Source organism: Leifsonia shinshuensis, assembly GCF_014217625.1.
Classification (GTDB): Bacteria; Actinomycetota; Actinomycetes; order Actinomycetales; family Microbacteriaceae; genus Leifsonia; species Leifsonia shinshuensis_A.
Genome location: NZ_CP043641.1, coordinates 1,286,815 through 1,302,281, shown reverse-complemented (window position 1 = coordinate 1,302,281; position 15,467 = coordinate 1,286,815). Strand labels below are relative to the sequence as shown.

Sequence of the window (15,467 nt, the reverse complement as noted above, 5' to 3'; positions counted from 1 at the left end):
CGGGACGACAACACCATGAGCTTCCTCGAGTACGCCCCGGCCCCCGAGTCGCGCGCGATCCTCAACCTGCGCGACCAGTACGGGCTCTTCATCGACGGCGAGTTCGTCGACGGGCACGGCACGCCGTTCCAGACCATCTCCCCGGCGACGGAGGAGCGCATCGCGACCATCGCGACCGCGGACTCCGCCGACGTCGACCGGGCCGTCGCCGCCGCCCGCCGCGCCTACGACCGGGTCTGGTCGCGGATGAGCGGCAGCGACCGCGGCAAGTACCTGTTCCGCATCGCCCGCCTCATCCAGGAGCGAGCCCGCGAGCTGGCCGTGGCCGAGAGCCTCGACAACGGCAAGCCGATCAAGGAGAGCCGCGACGTCGACGTGCCGCTCGTCGCCGCCTGGTTCTTCTACTACGCCGGCTGGGCCGACAAGCTGGAGCACGCCGGCCTCGGCCCCGCTCCGCGCGCCCTCGGCGTCGCCGCCCAGGTCATCCCGTGGAACTTCCCGCTGCTGATGCTGGCGTGGAAGATCGCCCCGGCCCTCGCGGCGGGCAACACGGTCGTCCTGAAGCCCGCGGAGACCACCCCGCTGACCGCGCTGCTCTTCGCGGAGATCGTGCAGCAGGCCGACCTCCCCGCCGGCGTCGTCAACATCGTCACGGGCGCGGGGGAGACCGGCCGCGAGCTGGTCGCCCACCCGGACGTCAACAAGGTGGCCTTCACCGGCTCCACCGCCGTCGGCCGCGAGATCGCGCGCTCGGTGGCCGGCACCGAGAAGAAGCTCACGCTGGAGCTCGGCGGCAAGGCCGCGAACATCGTCTTCGACGACGCGCCGATCGACCAGGCCATCGAGGGCATCGTCAACGGCATCTTCTTCAACCAGGGCCACGTCTGCTGCGCCGGCTCCCGGCTGCTCGTGCAGGAGAGCGTGCACGACGAGGTCGTGGAGCGCCTGAAGCGCCGCCTCTCCACGCTTCGCCTCGGCGACCCGCTGGACAAGAACACCGACATCGGCGCGATCAACAGCGCCGAGCAGCTGCAGCGCATCCGCGAGCTCTCCGACATCGGGGAGGCCGAGGGCGCCGACCGCTGGACCGCCGAGTGCGCCATCCCCGAGAACGGCTTCTGGTTCGCCCCGACCATCTTCGACAACGTGTCGACCAGCCACCGGATCGCCCGCGAGGAGATCTTCGGCCCCGTGCTGTCGGTGCTGACCTTCCGCACTCCGGCGGAGGCCATCGCCAAGGCGAACAACACGCCGTACGGCCTCTCGGCCGGCATCTGGACCGACAAGGGCAGCCGCATCCTGGCGGTCGCGGACAAGCTCCGTGCCGGCGTGATCTGGGCGAACACCTTCAACCGCTTCGACCCGGCCAGCCCGTTCGGCGGCTATAAGGAGTCCGGCTACGGCCGCGAGGGCGGCCGCCACGGCCTCGGCGCCTACCTGGTGCCCGGGCGATCGCTGCCCGCGGCGCGTCCGGCGGTCACCGCCTCCCGCACCTCGACCCGCACCACCTCCCGCACCACGACCCGCAAGGGAGCGACGAAATGAGCCGCCTGGCCGTGCCGAAGACCTACAAGCTGTACATCGGCGGGAAGTTCCCGCGCTCCGAGTCGGGCCGCACCTACGAGGTCGTGTCCGCGAAGGGCGCGTTCCTGGCGAACGCCGCCAAGGCCTCCCGCAAGGACGCCCGTGACGCGGTCGTCGCCGCGCGTGGGGCGCTGTCCGGCTGGGCCGGCGCGACCGCCTACAACCGCGGCCAGGTGCTCTACCGCATCGCCGAGCTGATGGAGGGCCGCCGGGCCCAGTTCGTGGACGAGATCGTGTCCGCGGAGGGCGTCTCCGCCGCCGTCGCGGGCGCCCAGGTGGACGAGTCCATCGACCGCTGGGTCTGGTACGCCGGCTGGGCCGACAAGTTCGCCCAGGTGGCGGGCAACGCCAACCCCGTCGCCGGCCCGTACTTCAACATCTCGGTGCCGGAGCCGACCGGCGTCGTCGCGATCGTGGCCCCGCAGGACTCCAGCCTGCTCGGCTTCGTCAGCGCCATCGCTCCGGCGCTGGTCGCGGGCAACACGGTCGTCGTCGTGGCGAGCGAGCGCTTCCCGCTGTCGGCCATCAGCCTGAGCGAGGTGCTCGCGACGAGCGACGTCCCCGGCGGCGTGGTCAACATCCTCACCGGCTCGCCGGCGGAGATCGCCCCGTGGCTGGCCTCCCACGCCGACGTGAACGCGCTCGACCTGGTCGGCGCGGGAGCTCTGGAATGGGTGGACCTGCAGATCGCGGCGGCGGACACGTTGAAGCGCGTCCTGACCCCGGAGAACGGCCCCGACGCCGCCGCCCCGTCGCTGGACCGGATCGCGTTCTTCACCGAGACGAAGACGGTCTGGCACACCAAGTCGCTGATCTAGGGTCGCTCCTTTAGAGTCGCCTGGGCCACCCTTCCCGCCTCCTTCGTTGTGAGGGAGGATGGGAGGATGAGCGACGGGTGGGGATCTGGGCACGGAACTCTCGTCCTGGTCGGCGACAGCCTGACCCAGGGCGGCGACTGGGAGGCCTGGATGCCCGGCGAGGAGATCCTGAACCTCGGCGTCGCAGGCGACACTTCCGACGATGTGGTCGCCCGGCTGAACGATGTGGTGGAGGCCCGCCCGGCGCTGGTCGCGCTGCTGATCGGAACCAACGACCTCGCCTGGCGCCGGTCGGTCGAGCACGTCGTCCGCAACGTCGAGACCATTCTGGTGACGCTCCGTAAGGAGCTGCCCGAGGTGCGCATCCTGGTCCAGTCGGTGATGCCGCGCGGCCACGAGTTCGCCGACCAGATCCGCGACATCAACCGCCACCTGTGGCAGTTCGCACCCACGGTCCACGCCGCGTGGCTCGACCTCTGGCCGGCGATGGCGCTGGAGGATGGCGAGCTGAACCCCGCGTACACGGACGACCGCCTGCACCTCAATCCGGAGGGGTACCGGGCGTGGCTGGCGGAGCTGGTGCCGGGGCTGGAGCGGGCGCGGCAGCTGCCGCCGAGCAGCCGGGCCATTCAGCTGCCGGATTTGGGAGGGGCGGCGTAGGGGAGTCCCCGCCTACCGCCCCCGCAGCACCCCTTCGTAGAACCGGATCCCGCGCAGCCACGTCGCCACCTGGATCCGCTCGTTGCGGGCGTGCAGCGTCCCGCGCTCCTCGCCGCTCATCTCGAACGGCGTGAAGCGGTAGACCGCGTCGCTGATCGCGGTGAAGTGGCGGCCGTCGCTCGCACCGAGCATGATGTACGGCGTCACCACCGCGTCCGGGTGCACCTCCGTGATGCCGCGCGCCACCGCCTCCCACTCGGGGCCCGTCGTGGGGGAGACCGGGGACGGCTCGTTCGCGTCGATCGCCTCGATGCGCACCTGGGGGTCGTGGATCGCCCGGCGGATGTGCGCCAGGGTGTCCTCGACGCTCGACCCGACCGCGATGCGCACGTTGACCACCGCCGAAGCCGTCTCCGGGAGGGCGTTCGCGGCGAGGCTGCCGCTCAGCTGCGTGACGGCGGTCGTCGTGCGGACCATCGCGCGCGTCTCGTCGCTGACCCGGCCGAGCACGGCGACCAGCGCCGGCCGGAGACGGCGGGCGCGGGTGAACACCGCGCGCAGCGGGCCGGTCGTGTGTGCGCCGAGCGTCTCCACCATCTGGAGGTTCGTCTCGCTGAGGCCGGCCGGGAACGGCTTGGCGTTCAGTCGCGTGATCGCTCGCGCCAGCCGCACCGTCGCCGTCAGCTTCGGCGGGGTGGAGGCGTGGCCGCCGTTCTGCTCCACGGTCAGGCGGACGCTCGTGATGCCCTTCTCGCTCACGCCGACCACCGCGATGGGTTTCGCGACGCCGGGGAAGATGCCCTCGACCACCGCGCCGCCCTCGTCCAGCACCAGGGCCGGCCGCACGCCGCGCGCGGCGAGGGCGGCGACGATCGCCTGAGCCCCCGAGCCGACGGTCTCCTCGTCGTGGCCGAAGCTGAGGTACACGTCGGCCGCGGGGGTGTGGCCGGCGGCGACCAGCGCCTCCACGGCCTCCAGGATCGCGACCAGCGCGCCCTTGTCGTCCAGCGTCCCTCGGCTCCACAGCAGCCGCTCGTCGCCGGAGCCGGTCAGCTCCGCCCCGAACGGCGGGTGCTCCCAGCCTTCGTCGGTGGCGGGGACGACGTCGTAGTGCGCCATCAGGACGGTCGGCGCTCCGTCGCCCACGCCGCGCCAGCGGTAGAGCAGCGAGTGGCCGTGCCGCTCGCGCTCCAGGGTCGCGTGCAGCCGCGGGTACAGCTCGGGCAGTGCCACCACGAAGGCGTCGAAGGCCGCCCAGTCGGTCTCCTCGACGGCGTTGCGCGACATGGTCGGGATGCGCAGGAGCGTGCGGAAGCGCTCGACGGCGGCCTCGTCGTCGATGCGGGCGGCGCCGCTCACTCGCCGGCCGCCGTGCGGAACGCCGCCAGCGCGTCGTCGCTGAACAGCACGAAGCGGACCAGCTCCACCGAGCCGACGCCGGAGGACAGCACGGCGCGCACGGTGCTCACCGCGATCCGCGCTGCGTCGTCCATCGGCCAGCCGTAGACGCCGGCCGAGACGGCGGGGAAGGCCACCGTCGCCGCCCCCAGCTCGCGGGCGACCCGCAGGGACGACCGGTAGGCGTTCTGGAGGTCCGAGGTGCGGTCCTCGCGCTTCGCCCAGACCGGGCCGACCGTGTGGATGACCCACTGCGCGGGCAGGTCGCCTGCGGTCGTCGCGACCGCCTGCCCGGTGGGGAGCCCGTCCGGCAGGGTCGTGGCGCGCAGCTCGCGGCACTCGGCCAGGATGGCGGGGCCGCCGCGGCGGTGGATGGCGCCGTCGACGCCGCCTCCGCCGAGGAGGGAGCTGTTGGCCGCGTTGACGACGGCGTCCACGGACTGCTCGGTGATGTCGCCGCGGACGATCTCGATCGGGTCCGCCACATCAGCCCCGGTTGTTCGAGAGCTCGTACACCTTCAGCAGTTCGAGGATGGCGTCGTCGCGCTGGTCGCCGCCCTCCTCGAACATCGTGGAGACGTGGGTCTTGAGGTGGTTCTCGACGAGCAGCTTGTTGAGCGAGCCGAGGGACTTCTGGATGGCGAGCGACTGGGTGATGATGTCGACGCAGTAGTCCTCGTTCTCGATCATCTTCTCGAGGCCGCGCAGCTGCCCCTCGAGGATGCGCGTGCGGTGCAACGCCCGCTTCTTGATGTCTGCGATCACGGGACCCAGGATACCGCGGAAAGCCCATACCCCGCCTAGGTATCCGAAAGGGATCGGGGCTTCGGGTGCATATCAGAGACGCCGCCTGGAACGATGCAAGCGGCATGGCGCGCCGCTCGCACCCCCTTAAGGGGGGGTGTGGGAGGACATACAGCATCGTCTATCCTCCTTGACAGGGGTTGAGAAATATTCGTTTTACAGGAAAGGCCCGACTTTGCTGAAGAACCTCAGCCCGCTGCTGTCCGGCGCGCTCCTGCGCGCGCTGGATTCCATGCACGACGGTGACACGCTCACGCTTGTCGGCAGCGGCTATCCCGAAGAAGCACTCACCGCGCCCATCGTCCACCTGGGGGAGGACGTCACCACTGAAGCCGCCGCAGAGGCGATCCTCAGTGTATTTCCGCTCGACACCACGAATCCGTCACCGATCGTCTTCCTCGATCTCGCAGGCGAGCCCTACGAGGTACCCGATGTCGCCTTCGCCGTCAACGGCATCGCTTCCGACGCGGAACTCCGTCGCATCCCGATGAGCCGGCTCGAACTCGAGCCGTTCGTCGAGCAGGCACGAAGCTCCGCGGTCATCGTCCGCGTCGGATCGGACGCGCCGCCGTGCGCGTTCCTGTTCCGCCGCGGCATCCTCTGAAGCACGGCACGCAGCGGTCCGTGCCCCCGAGAGGACAACTCCTCCCGGGGGCGCGGGCTGTCCGCACCGCGCGGCCGGTGCGCTCGCGGGTCGCTTAGAGTTGCAGGGTGCCATACACCCCGCAGCCGCCCGCGTACAACCGCGCCGCCCTGGCGCCCGGCATCCTCGGTGCGCTGGTGCTGCTCTTCGGGCTCGCCTTCGCGGACTGGTACACCTACGTGGAGTACGCGGTCAGCATCCTGGCGCTCATCCTCTGCGTGTTCTCGTGGCAGGCGAAACAGCGCTGGTGGCTGGCCGGGCTGGTCCCGATCGCGGTGCTCTGGAACCCGATCTGGCCGATCCCCGGACTCACCCCGATCCTCCCGCTGCTGAGCCTCGCAGCGGCCGCGGTGTTCGTCGTCGCAGGCCTGATGATCAAGATTCCGGCCGACACACGCCGCTGACCCGTCCCGATACGGTAAAATGACGGTTGCACGGCCGTCCTGCGCCGTGCGCCCGGCGTTCTGCGATGCTCGGTCGGACCACTCGGTTCCGCTCCCCGCCGCCGCGCCGGCCCTCACGCCAAACGGCGTCGCGTCCTCTGTCAGCGCGCGGCGCATCCACTGGAGGACCATGTCTCGATCGGGTCAGCGCATGCCGGGTCAGCGCACGGAGAAGCGCATGTCCGGCCAGGGCGCGTCGCAGCGCGCCTCGTCGCGGCCGCAGCAGCAGCAGCGCCGCAACCGCCACGCCAACAACGACGGGCTCATCCCCGTCCTCGCGCGCAAGGTGCGCGAGGTGGAGGCCAAGGCTGCGGACGGCAAGAAGCTCGGCCCGACGAACCGCACCAAGTTCCAGGTCATCGCCTTCCTCATGCGCGAGGAGCGCGCCCGCGCGAAGGCCGACACCGAGCTCAGCGACGCCGCGCGCGCCGAGCAGCTGAAGCGCCTGGACGGCATCGCCACGATCCTGGCGAAGACCGCCGCCCGCGACACCTCCCTGATCTCACTGCTGGAGAGCGAGGCGCCGCCCACCGCGACGGCCCAGAAGATCCGACGCGACTGGCTGCTGGAGTCCGGCACCGAGCTGAAGCCCGACGACCTGATCATCACCGTCGAGCGCGTCGTCGCGCCCGAGAGCGTCATCCCGCCGGAGCTCGCCGAGAAGCAGGTCGTCCCCGCCTCGGTCAAGGCGCGCCAGCTCTCCAACCCGTTCCTGGCGCCTGACTTCAGCAAGGGCGCCGCACCCGCGCCCGCGCCGCGCCGCCGCCTCGACTCGTGGGAGCTGCTCGGCCCGCTGTTCAAGTCGTTCGAGTACGGCGCGGGCGGCCAGGCCGCGAGCATGGAGCTCCCGGACGCCCCGAAGATCGACCGCTACTCGCCTCCCGGGCTGGAGCTCATGCACCACCAGTCCCGGTTCATCGAGAGCGTCCGCCAGGGCCACCGACGCTTCCTGCTCGCCGACGAGCCAGGACTCGGCAAGACCGCCCAGTCGGTGCTCGGCGCCTCCGTCGCCGGCGCGTACCCGCTGCTCGCTGTCGTGCCGAACGTCGTCAAGATGAACTGGGCACGCGAGGTCGAGCGCTGGACGCCGCACCGCCGGGCCACCGTCATCCACGGCGACGGCGAAGGCCTCGACGCGTTCGCCGACGTCGTGATCGTCAACTACGAGGTGCTCGACCGGCACCTGTCCTGGCTGCGCACGCTCGGCTTCCAGGGCATGGTCGTCGACGAGGCGCACTTCATCAAGAACCTGCACTCGCAGCGCTCGCGCCTGGTGCTCGGGCTGGCGGAGGCGATCCGCGAGAAGGCGGCCGACCCGCTGCTGATCGCGCTCACCGGCACGCCGCTGATCAACGACATCGACGACTTCAAGGCGATCTGGCAGTTCCTCGGCTGGATCGACGGCAACAAGCCGACCGCCGAGCTGATGGAGAGCCTGGAGGAGACCGGCCTCACCCCGGCGGACTTCGGCTTCTACGCCGCTGCACGCGAGTCGGTCATCGACCTCGGCATCGTCCGCCGCCGCAAGGTGGACGTGGCCGCCGACCTCCCGAGCCGCCGCGTGGTCGACCTGCCGGTGGAACTGGACGACGACCTCGGCCGCTCGATCAAGCAGGCCGAGAAGGAGCTGGCCGCCCGCCTGGTCGCCCGCTTCCAGCGCGCTGCCGCGGCCGGCCGGCCGGACTCGTTCGACGGCGACGACGAGGCGCACCGCAAGCACCTCATCCGCCTGGTCGCGCAGTCCGAGCTGGAGGAGTCGAAGTCGGCCAAGACCGGCGACAACGTCTTCACCATGGTCCGCAAGATCGGTCAGGCGAAGGCCGGCCTGGCCTCCGACTACACCGCGCAGCTGGCGCGCTCGGTCGGCAAGGTGGTGTTCTTCGCCAAGCACATCGACGTCATGGACGCCGCGGAGGAGGCCTTCGCCGCCCGCGACCTTAAGACCATCTCGATCCGCGGCGACCAGACGGCGCTGGCCCGCCAGAAGGAGATCGACGCGTTCAACAACGACCCGGAGGTCGCGGTCGCGGTCTGCTCGCTCACCGCGGCGGGCGTCGGCCTCAACCTCCAGGCCGCCTCGAACGTGGTGCTCGCCGAGCTCTCCTGGACGGCCGCCGAGCAGACCCAGGCGATCGACCGCGTGCACCGCATCGGCCAGGACGAGCCGGTCACGGCGTGGCGGATCATCGCCGCGCAGACCATCGACTCCAAGATCGCGGAGCTGATCGACTCCAAGCAGGGCCTCGCGGCCCGCGCGCTGGATGGCAGCGACGTGGAGATCGGGTCGGCCGACTCGGTTCAGCTGGACGCGCTCATCCACCTGCTGGAGGACGCGCTCGAGGCGTAGCCAGGGGAGAAGGGCTCAGGCGATCTCGGCGTCGTCGGGGTCGAGCGGCACCGGCCGGTCGTCGTCCGGCAGGATCCGGTCGTCGTCCTCGTCGTCGTCCACCGGCAGATCGTCCTCGTCGCGGATGACGTCGGAGGGCTCGTAGTCGCCCTCCTGCGCCTCGAGGAAGTCGTCGTCGTCCTCCCGGCTGCGGTCCGTCTCGCTCATGCACCGAGGGTACCGCGCACGCCGGGCGGGCACGAGAGTGAACGCGATTCGTCACGAATCGCGGCTCTGCGGCGGCGAAAGCGATGATTCGTGCCGAATCGCCACAACGCGATTCGTCACGAACCGCGGCTTTGGCGCGGCGAAAGCGACGATTCGTGCGGAATCGTCCCGCCGCTCAGGCGAGGTCGAACTCGAAGTAGGCGCCGCGGGAGTCGTGGCGGATGCGGGCGGGGCCGCTGACGTGCGCGAAGTCGCCGGTGCCCGTCCCGGGGACGATGTAGCCGAACGCCGACGGGTCGTCCGGGTGCTGCAGGGCGCCGTGGTGGACCGTGAACGAGCCGGTGCGGCCGTCCGCCAGCGTCCCGGTGATCCGCTCGGCCGCCAGGTAGCCCCGGCCGCCCTCCTCGGTGCCCGACGACACGAAGTGCGCGACCGACTCGCCGACCAGCCCCTCGGTGTAGGTCTTGCGCATGACCACCGCGCCGAGCCAGTCGCCCGGAATTCCGGGCAGGTCCTCCGGGTCCCAGCCGGTGACGTCGAAGCGGGCGGTGATGGTGGAGTCATCCATGCCGCGAGCCTAATCAGTGCGTCCGCGCACAGCTTGCAATTTCGCGACAGCGCGGAAGTGGACTAAACAGGGGACATGGCGCAGCACCATACCCAGCTCGAGATCGAGCGCAAGTACGACGTGGACGGCGACCTCCGCCCACCCCAGCTCGTCGGCGTCGGGGCGATCGCCGTCGAGAGCGAGCCGGAGACCGCCGAACTGGTGGCGACCTACTACGACACGGCCGAGCTGCGGCTCGCCCGGCAGCGCGTCGCCGTGCGCGCGCGGCGCGGCGGCTCGGACGAAGGCTGGCACATCAAGCTGCCGCCGACCGGCGAGGGGCGCCCGGAGCTGCACTGGCCGCTCGGCGACGGCGAGCAGCCGCCCGCGGAGCTGCTGGAGACCATCCGCGACCAGCTCGGCGACGGCGTCCTGATCCCGGTCGCGCGCGTCACGAACAGCCGCGACACCACCCTCCTGAAGGATGCGGCGGGCTTCGAGCTCGCCGAGCTGTGCGACGACCACGTCCGTGGCGAGAACCTGCAGACCGGCACGAGCGACGCCTGGCGGGAGTGGGAGGTCGAGCTGCTGAGCGGCGCTCCCGACTCGCGCGAGCGCCGCGCCGCCCTCCTCGACGGCATCGAGGCGGAGCTGCTCGCAGCGGGCGCGCGGCCGTCCGCGAGCTCGTCCAAACTCCAGCGGGCCCTCGGCCTCTGATCCCGCCCGCCCCGGCGGGATTTTGGTGCTCCGGTATACCTCGGGCATGATGCTCAAGGGCGCAACGAGAAAGAGAGCAGCATGAAGATCGGCATCCTGACCAGCGGCGGCGACTGTCCCGGACTGAACGCGGTCATCCGCGGCGCGGTCCTCAAGGGCGACCGTGTCTACGGGTCCGAGTTCGCCGGCTTCCGCTACGGCTGGCGCGGCGTGGTCGACGGCGACATCATGCCGCTCGACCGGCACAGCGTCCGCGGCCTCTCGCGCCAGGGCGGCACCATCCTCGGCTCCAGCCGCACGAACCCCTTCGAGGGCGACAAGGGCGGCCCCGAGAACATCCAGCGGATGATGGACGAGAACGGCATCGACGCGATCATCGCGATCGGCGGAGAGGGCACCCTCACCGCGGCCCGCCGGCTCACCGACGCGGGCCTGAAGATCGTCGGCGTCCCGAAGACCATCGACAACGACCTCGCCGCCACCGACTACTCCTTCGGCTTCGACACCGCGGTGGAGATCGCGACCGAGGCCATCGACCGTCTCCGCACCACGGCCGAGTCCCACCAGCGCTGCATGGTCGTGGAGGTCATGGGCCGCCACGTCGGGTGGATCGCGCTGCACTCGGGCATGGCCGGCGGCGCGCACGCCATCCTCATCCCGGAGCAGCCGCAGTCCATCGAGCAGATCTGCGAGTGGGTCGAGTCGGTGCGCGACCGCGGCCGCGCCCCGGTCATCGTCGTCTCCGAGGGCTTCCACCTCGACACGATGGAGGAGGCGCACTCGCACAAGGGCCTGGACGCCTTCAACCGCCCGCGCCTTGGCGGGATCGGCGAGATGCTCGCCCCGATGATCGAGGAGCGCACCGGCATCGAGTCGCGCGCGTCGGTCCTCGGCCACATGCAGCGCGGCGGCGTGCCGAGCGCGTACGACCGCGTGCTCGCGACGCGGCTCGGTATGGCGGCGGTCGACGCCGCGTACGAGGGTCGCTGGGGCTCGATGGTGTCGCTGCGCGGCACCGATGTCGTGAACGTGTCGATCGCGGACGCGACCGGCGGGCTCAAGACCGTCCCGCCGGCGCGCTACGAAGAGGCGGCACTGCTCTTCGGCTGAACCGGCGGTTCTGCTGATCCGGCGGTTCGGCTGATCCGGCCACCCCTCCCGCCCTCCCGGAAGCGGGTTTAGGCTCCACCGTATGAACGGGAGGAGCCCGAAGGTGCCCAGATTCGTCCAGCTCGAGGAGTTCGGCTCGCGCGAGTTCCTCCACCTCGTCGAGCGGGAGCGGCCGTGGCCCGGGCCGGGACAGGTGCTCGTGCGGGTGATGGCCGCCGGCCTCAACCCGATGGACTACAAGGCGTACCGCAGCGAGAAGGCGGCCGCCCGGATGGGCGTGACGCTGCCGAGCGGCATGGGCCAGGACTTCGCCGGCTTCGTGGAGGAGCGCGGCGAAGGCGCCGTGCGCTTCGGGATCGGTCAGGCCGTGCTCGGCACCGCCCCGTTCGCCGCGCTCGCGGACTTCCTCGTGATCGCCGAGGACGGCCAGATCGTCGAGAAGCCCGACCCGCTCACCTTCGAGGTGGCCGGGTCGCTCGGCGTCGTCGGCCGTACCGCGATGGCGACCGCGGCCTCCCTCGACCTCGGCGAGAGCGACACCGTGCTGGTGAGCGCCGCCGCGGGCGGGGTCGGCGTGCTGGCGGCGCAGCTCGCCATCCGTTGCGGCGCGGCTGTCGTCGGCACGGCGAGCGAGGAGAACCACGAGTTCCTGGAGACGCTGGGCATCCTCCCCGTCGCGTACGGCGACGGCCTGGCCGACCGCGTGCGGGAGGTCCTGGACGACGGCCAGCGGATCACGGCGGTCCTCGACAACCACGGACCGGACACCATCGACGCGGCGATCGAGCTCGGCGTCCCGCCGGAGCGCATCAACACGATCGCCGCGTTCGGCCCGGACGCGCGCGGCGCGCGCACCGTCGGCGGCCGCACGGCGGGCAACGCCGAGCTGGCCGAGCTCGCCGACCTCCTCGCGCAGAACGAGCTCGTGCTGCCGATCGACTCGATCTTCCCGATCGAGCGGACCGTCGAGGCCTACGGGCGGCTGGAGGCCGGCCACGTCCGCGGCAAGATCGTGATCGTCACCGACTGAGCGCTGCGCTAGCCGGGCTTCTGCAGCCCCAGGGTCCCGAACAGCAGCGGGAGGCCGCCGGTCAGCCCGCCCATCAGTGCGCCCATGCCGTGACCGCCGGTGGGGAGGTCGATGAAAGTGCTCGCCACCCCCGCACGCTGCGTGGCCCGCACCTCCTGCGCCGCGACGCCGTGATACCGGGGGTCGTCGCGGCAGGCGGTGAAGATGATGGAGCCGGGGAACGCGCCGGGGACGAGCCGGCTGAGCGGCTTGGACCGGTCGTACGCGGCCTGGTCGCCGTGGAAGATCTCGTTCAGCGTCGCGGCGGGATGCTCGGCGCCCGGGTACTCCTCGCCGGAGATGTCGAGGATGTTCGCGAACAGGTCGGGGTGATCGATGCCGAACGACAGCCCGCACAGGCCCCCGTTGGAGTACCCGGCGATGGACCAGAACCGGTGGTCGTGCGTGATCGGGAGGTGCCGGGCGGCCCAGTCGGTGACGTCCCTCGTGATGTAGGTGGCCACGTTACCGTACCGCGTCGTGTCGAGGCAGAGGGTGTCGGGCATCCCCGCGCCGAGCTGGTCGGCCACGACGACGACGGGGGCGAGGCCGTGGTGCTGGGCGGCGAGGGCGTTCAGCACCGACGCGATGGGCTCCGGGTCGGGGTTGCCGGGCTGGCCCATCATCATCACGATGAGCGGCAATGCGGGAGGGTGGGCGGTGAGCGCCGCGGGCGGCAGGTAGACGCCGGCCTCCCTGGCATGGAAGCCGCTGATCGTCCCCGGGATGTGCGCGGTGCCGGTCTTGCCCTTCAGCGGCATCCCCGCCGGCGCCTTCCAGTGCTTCCAGAGCGCGACGTCGTAGGCCGTGCTCCGGCCGGTGAGCGGCTTGGCCTTGATCGGGTTCGGGATGGTGATGGCGAGGACGTTGCCGACGGTGCGGTCGAGGCCGTAGTTCAGGTTGATGCCCAGGGTCGCGGCGAGCACGAAGGCCGGCACGGCGGCGATGGCGACGGCCGTGCGCCAGCGCGGGGCGCGGCCGATGCTGGCCGCGGCGAGCGCGACCCCGCAGAACACAGCGGCCACCCAGAGGTAGTTGCCCGCGCCGAGCGATTCGCCGAACAGGTTGAGCCAGCGGACGCACACGAGCCAGGTGATGACAGCGCCGAGGAGGCCGATGGCGGCGGCAAGGCCGAGCCGGCGGAGCCAGGCGAGCGAGGGACGGCGCGCCAGGAGCGCGACCAGCAGCGCCGCGGCGACGGCGAACACCACGACCGGAACCGGGCCGGTGAGGACGTCGACGGACAGCAGCGCGTCAAACACGGCGTCTTGTCGGCATTCCCATGGACCGAATCTATGGCCGAGAATCGAACGAGAGGTGAACGCGAAGCGCGTGCCTGGGCGTATTCTCTGGGTTCGCCCCCGAACTGGGGGCGATCCGGAACGCGAGAGGAGCAGCCATGATCCACGAGGACACCGCGCGCCTGCTGCGCGCCGCCGGACTGCGCTGGCAGCCGGCGTCGGGCGACACCTTCGCCATCGACCGGCCGGGGATGGCGGGCGAGCGGTTCACAGTGAGCGAGATGACGATCGAGCCGCACCACTTCGACACCGGCACGATCCTCGGTTTCAACGGCACCACCGAGTGGGCGCTCGACTCGCTCGCCGTCGAGGACGCGCTCTGGATCCCGCGCGAGGACCAGCTCAGAGAACTGCTGGGCGGCTCGTTCCGGCACCTCGCGCGCACGGCGGACGGCTACCGGGTGACCCTGGAGCTGGACGGCGCCGAGCGCTTCTTCGAGGAGGAGGACGCGGCCTCCGCGTACGCGCAGGCGCTGCTGTCGCTCATCGCGGCGGCGGTGGCGTAGCCGGCGTCGGCCTAGGCGAGGACCGACCGGTCGAGGTCGGCGACGCGGGCGACGCCGGAGAGCCCGAGCGTGATGTCCAGTTCGGCGACGAGATTGCGGAGGAGTTCGCCCACGCCGCGCTCGCCGGCCAGTGCGAGGGCGTACGCGTACGGCCTCCCGACCGCGACGGCCCTGGCGCCGAGGGCGAGCGCGATCGCCACGTCCGCGCCGCCGCGGATCCCGCTGTCGAACAGCACCGGCAGGCGGCCGTCGACCGCGTCGACCACGCCGGGCAGCGCGTCGAGCGCGGCGATCTCGCCGTCGATCTGCCGGCCGCCGTGGGTGGAGACCTGCACCGCGTCCACGCCCGCGTCGACCGCGCGCCGGGCGTCGTCCGGGTGCAGCACGCCCTTCAGGACGATCGGGAGGTCGGTGCGCTCGCGCAGGAACGCGAGGTCGTCCCAGGTCAGGGACGGGTCGGCGAACACGTCGAGGAAGGTCTCGACCGCGGCCAGCGGCTCGCCCGAGCGCAGGTTCTCGCGCAGGTCTCCGGGATGGTGGCGCAGGATGCTCGCGAAGGAGGCCACGGCGGCCGGCGTGACGGTGGCGCGCTCGCGCGGACCCGCGCCGGCCGGCCGCTTCCGCACCAGGCGGCGGAAGACCGGGTCGCTGGTGTACTGCGCGATGCCGAGGCCGCGGCTGAACGGGAGGTAGCCGAGGTCGAGGTCGCGCGGGCGCCAGCCGAGCACGTGCGTGTCGAGGGTGACGACGATGGCCTCGCAGCCGCTGGCCTCCGCGCGCGCGACGAGGCTCGCCACCAGGTCGCGCGACGAGCTCCAGTAGAGCTGGAACCAGCGCGCGGCGCCCGGCCGGACGTCCTCCATCTCTGCGGCCACCGTCTCCATCGGAGCCGAGGCCTGGTTCGAGAGCACGGCTGGGATGCCGTGCGCGGCGGCGGCACGCGCGGCGGCTGCGTCGCCGTCGCGGCGGGCGAGCTCCAGCACGCCGATCGGCGCGAGCAGCAGGGGAGTGGGCAGCCGGCGCCCGAACAGCTCGATCGAGAGGTCCCGCTCCGAGACATCGCGCAGCACGCGCGGCACGATCCGGTGCCGCGCGAACGCGTCGGTGTCGGCCCGGTCGGTGCGCTCCAGTCCGGCGGAGCCCGCGATGTACGCGAACGCCGCGCGCGACATCCGCTTCCGGGCGGCGCGCTCCAGCTCGGGGAACGCGATGGGGACGGCGGGCCGGCGCCCGCTGACGCCCGCACGGTACACGACGCTCTGCGCGGCCCGGCCGATGCTGTTCGCGACGCTCGTGGTCGTGGTCATCTGCCC

17 protein-coding genes are annotated in these 15,467 nt (G+C 71.6%); 10 read left to right on the top strand and 7 right to left on the bottom strand.

Annotated elements, in window-relative coordinates; genetic code table 11:
- Positions 1-15 precede the first annotated feature (15 nt).
- From F1C12_RS06310 to F1C12_RS06300, 3 genes are all read left to right on the top strand, one after another.
- The gene (locus tag F1C12_RS06310; protein ID WP_185277941.1) at positions 16-1,545 is read left to right on the top strand and encodes an aldehyde dehydrogenase family protein; all 1,530 of its coding nucleotides are present in this window, start codon (positions 16-18) and stop codon (positions 1,543-1,545) included.
- Positions 1,542-2,402 (top strand): aldehyde dehydrogenase family protein, encoded by an 861-nt coding sequence (locus F1C12_RS06305; protein WP_185277940.1) that lies wholly within the window; start codon positions 1,542-1,544, stop codon positions 2,400-2,402. The genes F1C12_RS06310 and F1C12_RS06305 overlap by 4 nt, the downstream gene beginning before the upstream one ends.
- Before the next feature lie 66 nt (positions 2,403-2,468).
- Complete coding sequence (locus tag F1C12_RS06300) at positions 2,469-3,062, top strand: SGNH/GDSL hydrolase family protein (RefSeq protein WP_185277939.1); 594 nt, start codon at positions 2,469-2,471, stop codon at positions 3,060-3,062.
- Between the two features lie 12 nt (positions 3,063-3,074).
- On the opposite strand, the gene F1C12_RS06295 is transcribed toward F1C12_RS06300, so the two are convergent.
- The 3 genes from F1C12_RS06295 to F1C12_RS06285 all read right to left on the bottom strand — a co-directional run bounded on the left by F1C12_RS06295 (position 3,075) and on the right by F1C12_RS06285 (position 5,225).
- Complete coding sequence (locus tag F1C12_RS06295; protein WP_185278820.1) at positions 3,075-4,349, bottom strand: M20/M25/M40 family metallo-hydrolase; 1,275 nt, start codon at positions 4,347-4,349, stop codon at positions 3,075-3,077.
- 68 nt (positions 4,350-4,417) lie between these two features.
- The gene (locus F1C12_RS06290) at positions 4,418-4,945 is read right to left on the bottom strand and encodes an O-acetyl-ADP-ribose deacetylase (RefSeq protein WP_185277938.1); all 528 of its coding nucleotides are present in this window, start codon (positions 4,943-4,945) and stop codon (positions 4,418-4,420) included.
- A gap of 1 nt (position 4,946) precedes the next feature.
- Positions 4,947-5,225 carry a metal-sensitive transcriptional regulator gene (locus F1C12_RS06285; RefSeq protein WP_185277937.1) on the bottom strand — a complete coding sequence of 93 codons (279 nt, stop codon included), beginning with the start codon at positions 5,223-5,225 and terminating at the stop codon, positions 4,947-4,949.
- A 169-nt stretch (positions 5,226-5,394) separates the two neighbouring features.
- Between F1C12_RS06285 and F1C12_RS06280 the strand changes: the two genes are divergently transcribed.
- The 3 genes from F1C12_RS06280 to F1C12_RS06270 all read left to right on the top strand — a co-directional run bounded on the left by F1C12_RS06280 (position 5,395) and on the right by F1C12_RS06270 (position 8,697).
- Positions 5,395-5,868: an RbsD/FucU family protein gene (locus F1C12_RS06280; RefSeq protein ID WP_258046144.1), complete on the top strand. Its 474-nt coding sequence runs from the start codon at positions 5,395-5,397 to the stop codon at positions 5,866-5,868.
- A gap of 107 nt (positions 5,869-5,975) precedes the next feature.
- Entirely contained in the window at positions 5,976-6,311 is a 336-nt protein-coding gene (locus F1C12_RS06275; RefSeq protein WP_185277936.1) for a DUF6804 family protein, read from the top strand.
- 217 nt (positions 6,312-6,528) lie between these two features.
- Positions 6,529-8,697 (top strand): DEAD/DEAH box helicase, encoded by a 2,169-nt coding sequence (locus F1C12_RS06270; RefSeq protein ID WP_185277935.1) that lies wholly within the window; start codon positions 6,529-6,531, stop codon positions 8,695-8,697.
- 15 nt (positions 8,698-8,712) lie between these two features.
- On the opposite strand, the gene F1C12_RS06265 is transcribed toward F1C12_RS06270, so the two are convergent.
- Together F1C12_RS06265 and F1C12_RS06260 are read right to left on the bottom strand one after the other, a co-directional pair.
- Positions 8,713-8,904, bottom strand: coding sequence for a hypothetical protein (locus F1C12_RS06265; RefSeq protein ID WP_185277934.1), 192 nt, complete (start codon positions 8,902-8,904; stop codon positions 8,713-8,715).
- A gap of 175 nt (positions 8,905-9,079) precedes the next feature.
- Complete coding sequence (locus F1C12_RS06260) at positions 9,080-9,472, bottom strand: DUF3224 domain-containing protein (protein ID WP_185277933.1); 393 nt, start codon at positions 9,470-9,472, stop codon at positions 9,080-9,082.
- 75 nt (positions 9,473-9,547) lie between these two features.
- On the opposite strand from F1C12_RS06260, the gene F1C12_RS06255 reads away from it, so the two are divergent.
- From F1C12_RS06255 to F1C12_RS06245, 3 genes are all read left to right on the top strand, one after another.
- A complete protein-coding gene (locus tag F1C12_RS06255; protein ID WP_185277932.1) occupies positions 9,548-10,168 on the top strand; it encodes a CYTH domain-containing protein in 621 nt (206 codons plus the stop codon).
- An 81-nt stretch (positions 10,169-10,249) separates the two neighbouring features.
- Positions 10,250-11,278 (top strand): 6-phosphofructokinase, encoded by a 1,029-nt coding sequence (locus tag F1C12_RS06250; RefSeq protein WP_185277931.1) that lies wholly within the window; start codon positions 10,250-10,252, stop codon positions 11,276-11,278.
- Between the two features lie 103 nt (positions 11,279-11,381).
- A complete protein-coding gene (locus tag F1C12_RS06245) occupies positions 11,382-12,308 on the top strand; it encodes an NADP-dependent oxidoreductase (protein ID WP_185277930.1) in 927 nt (308 codons plus the stop codon).
- An 8-nt stretch (positions 12,309-12,316) separates the two neighbouring features.
- On the opposite strand, the gene F1C12_RS06240 is transcribed toward F1C12_RS06245, so the two are convergent.
- On the bottom strand, positions 12,317-13,609 hold the full coding sequence (locus F1C12_RS06240) for an alpha/beta hydrolase (RefSeq protein ID WP_185277929.1): 1,293 nt from the start codon (positions 13,607-13,609) through the stop codon (positions 12,317-12,319).
- A 137-nt stretch (positions 13,610-13,746) separates the two neighbouring features.
- On the opposite strand from F1C12_RS06240, the gene F1C12_RS06235 reads away from it, so the two are divergent.
- Positions 13,747-14,154: a hypothetical protein gene (locus F1C12_RS06235; protein WP_185277928.1), complete on the top strand. Its 408-nt coding sequence runs from the start codon at positions 13,747-13,749 to the stop codon at positions 14,152-14,154.
- Positions 14,155-14,165: 11 nt separating this feature from the next.
- On the opposite strand, the gene F1C12_RS06230 is transcribed toward F1C12_RS06235, so the two are convergent.
- The gene (locus F1C12_RS06230) at positions 14,166-15,461 is read right to left on the bottom strand and encodes an alpha-hydroxy-acid oxidizing protein (protein ID WP_185277927.1); all 1,296 of its coding nucleotides are present in this window, start codon (positions 15,459-15,461) and stop codon (positions 14,166-14,168) included.
- Positions 15,462-15,467: the final 6 nt, after the last annotated feature.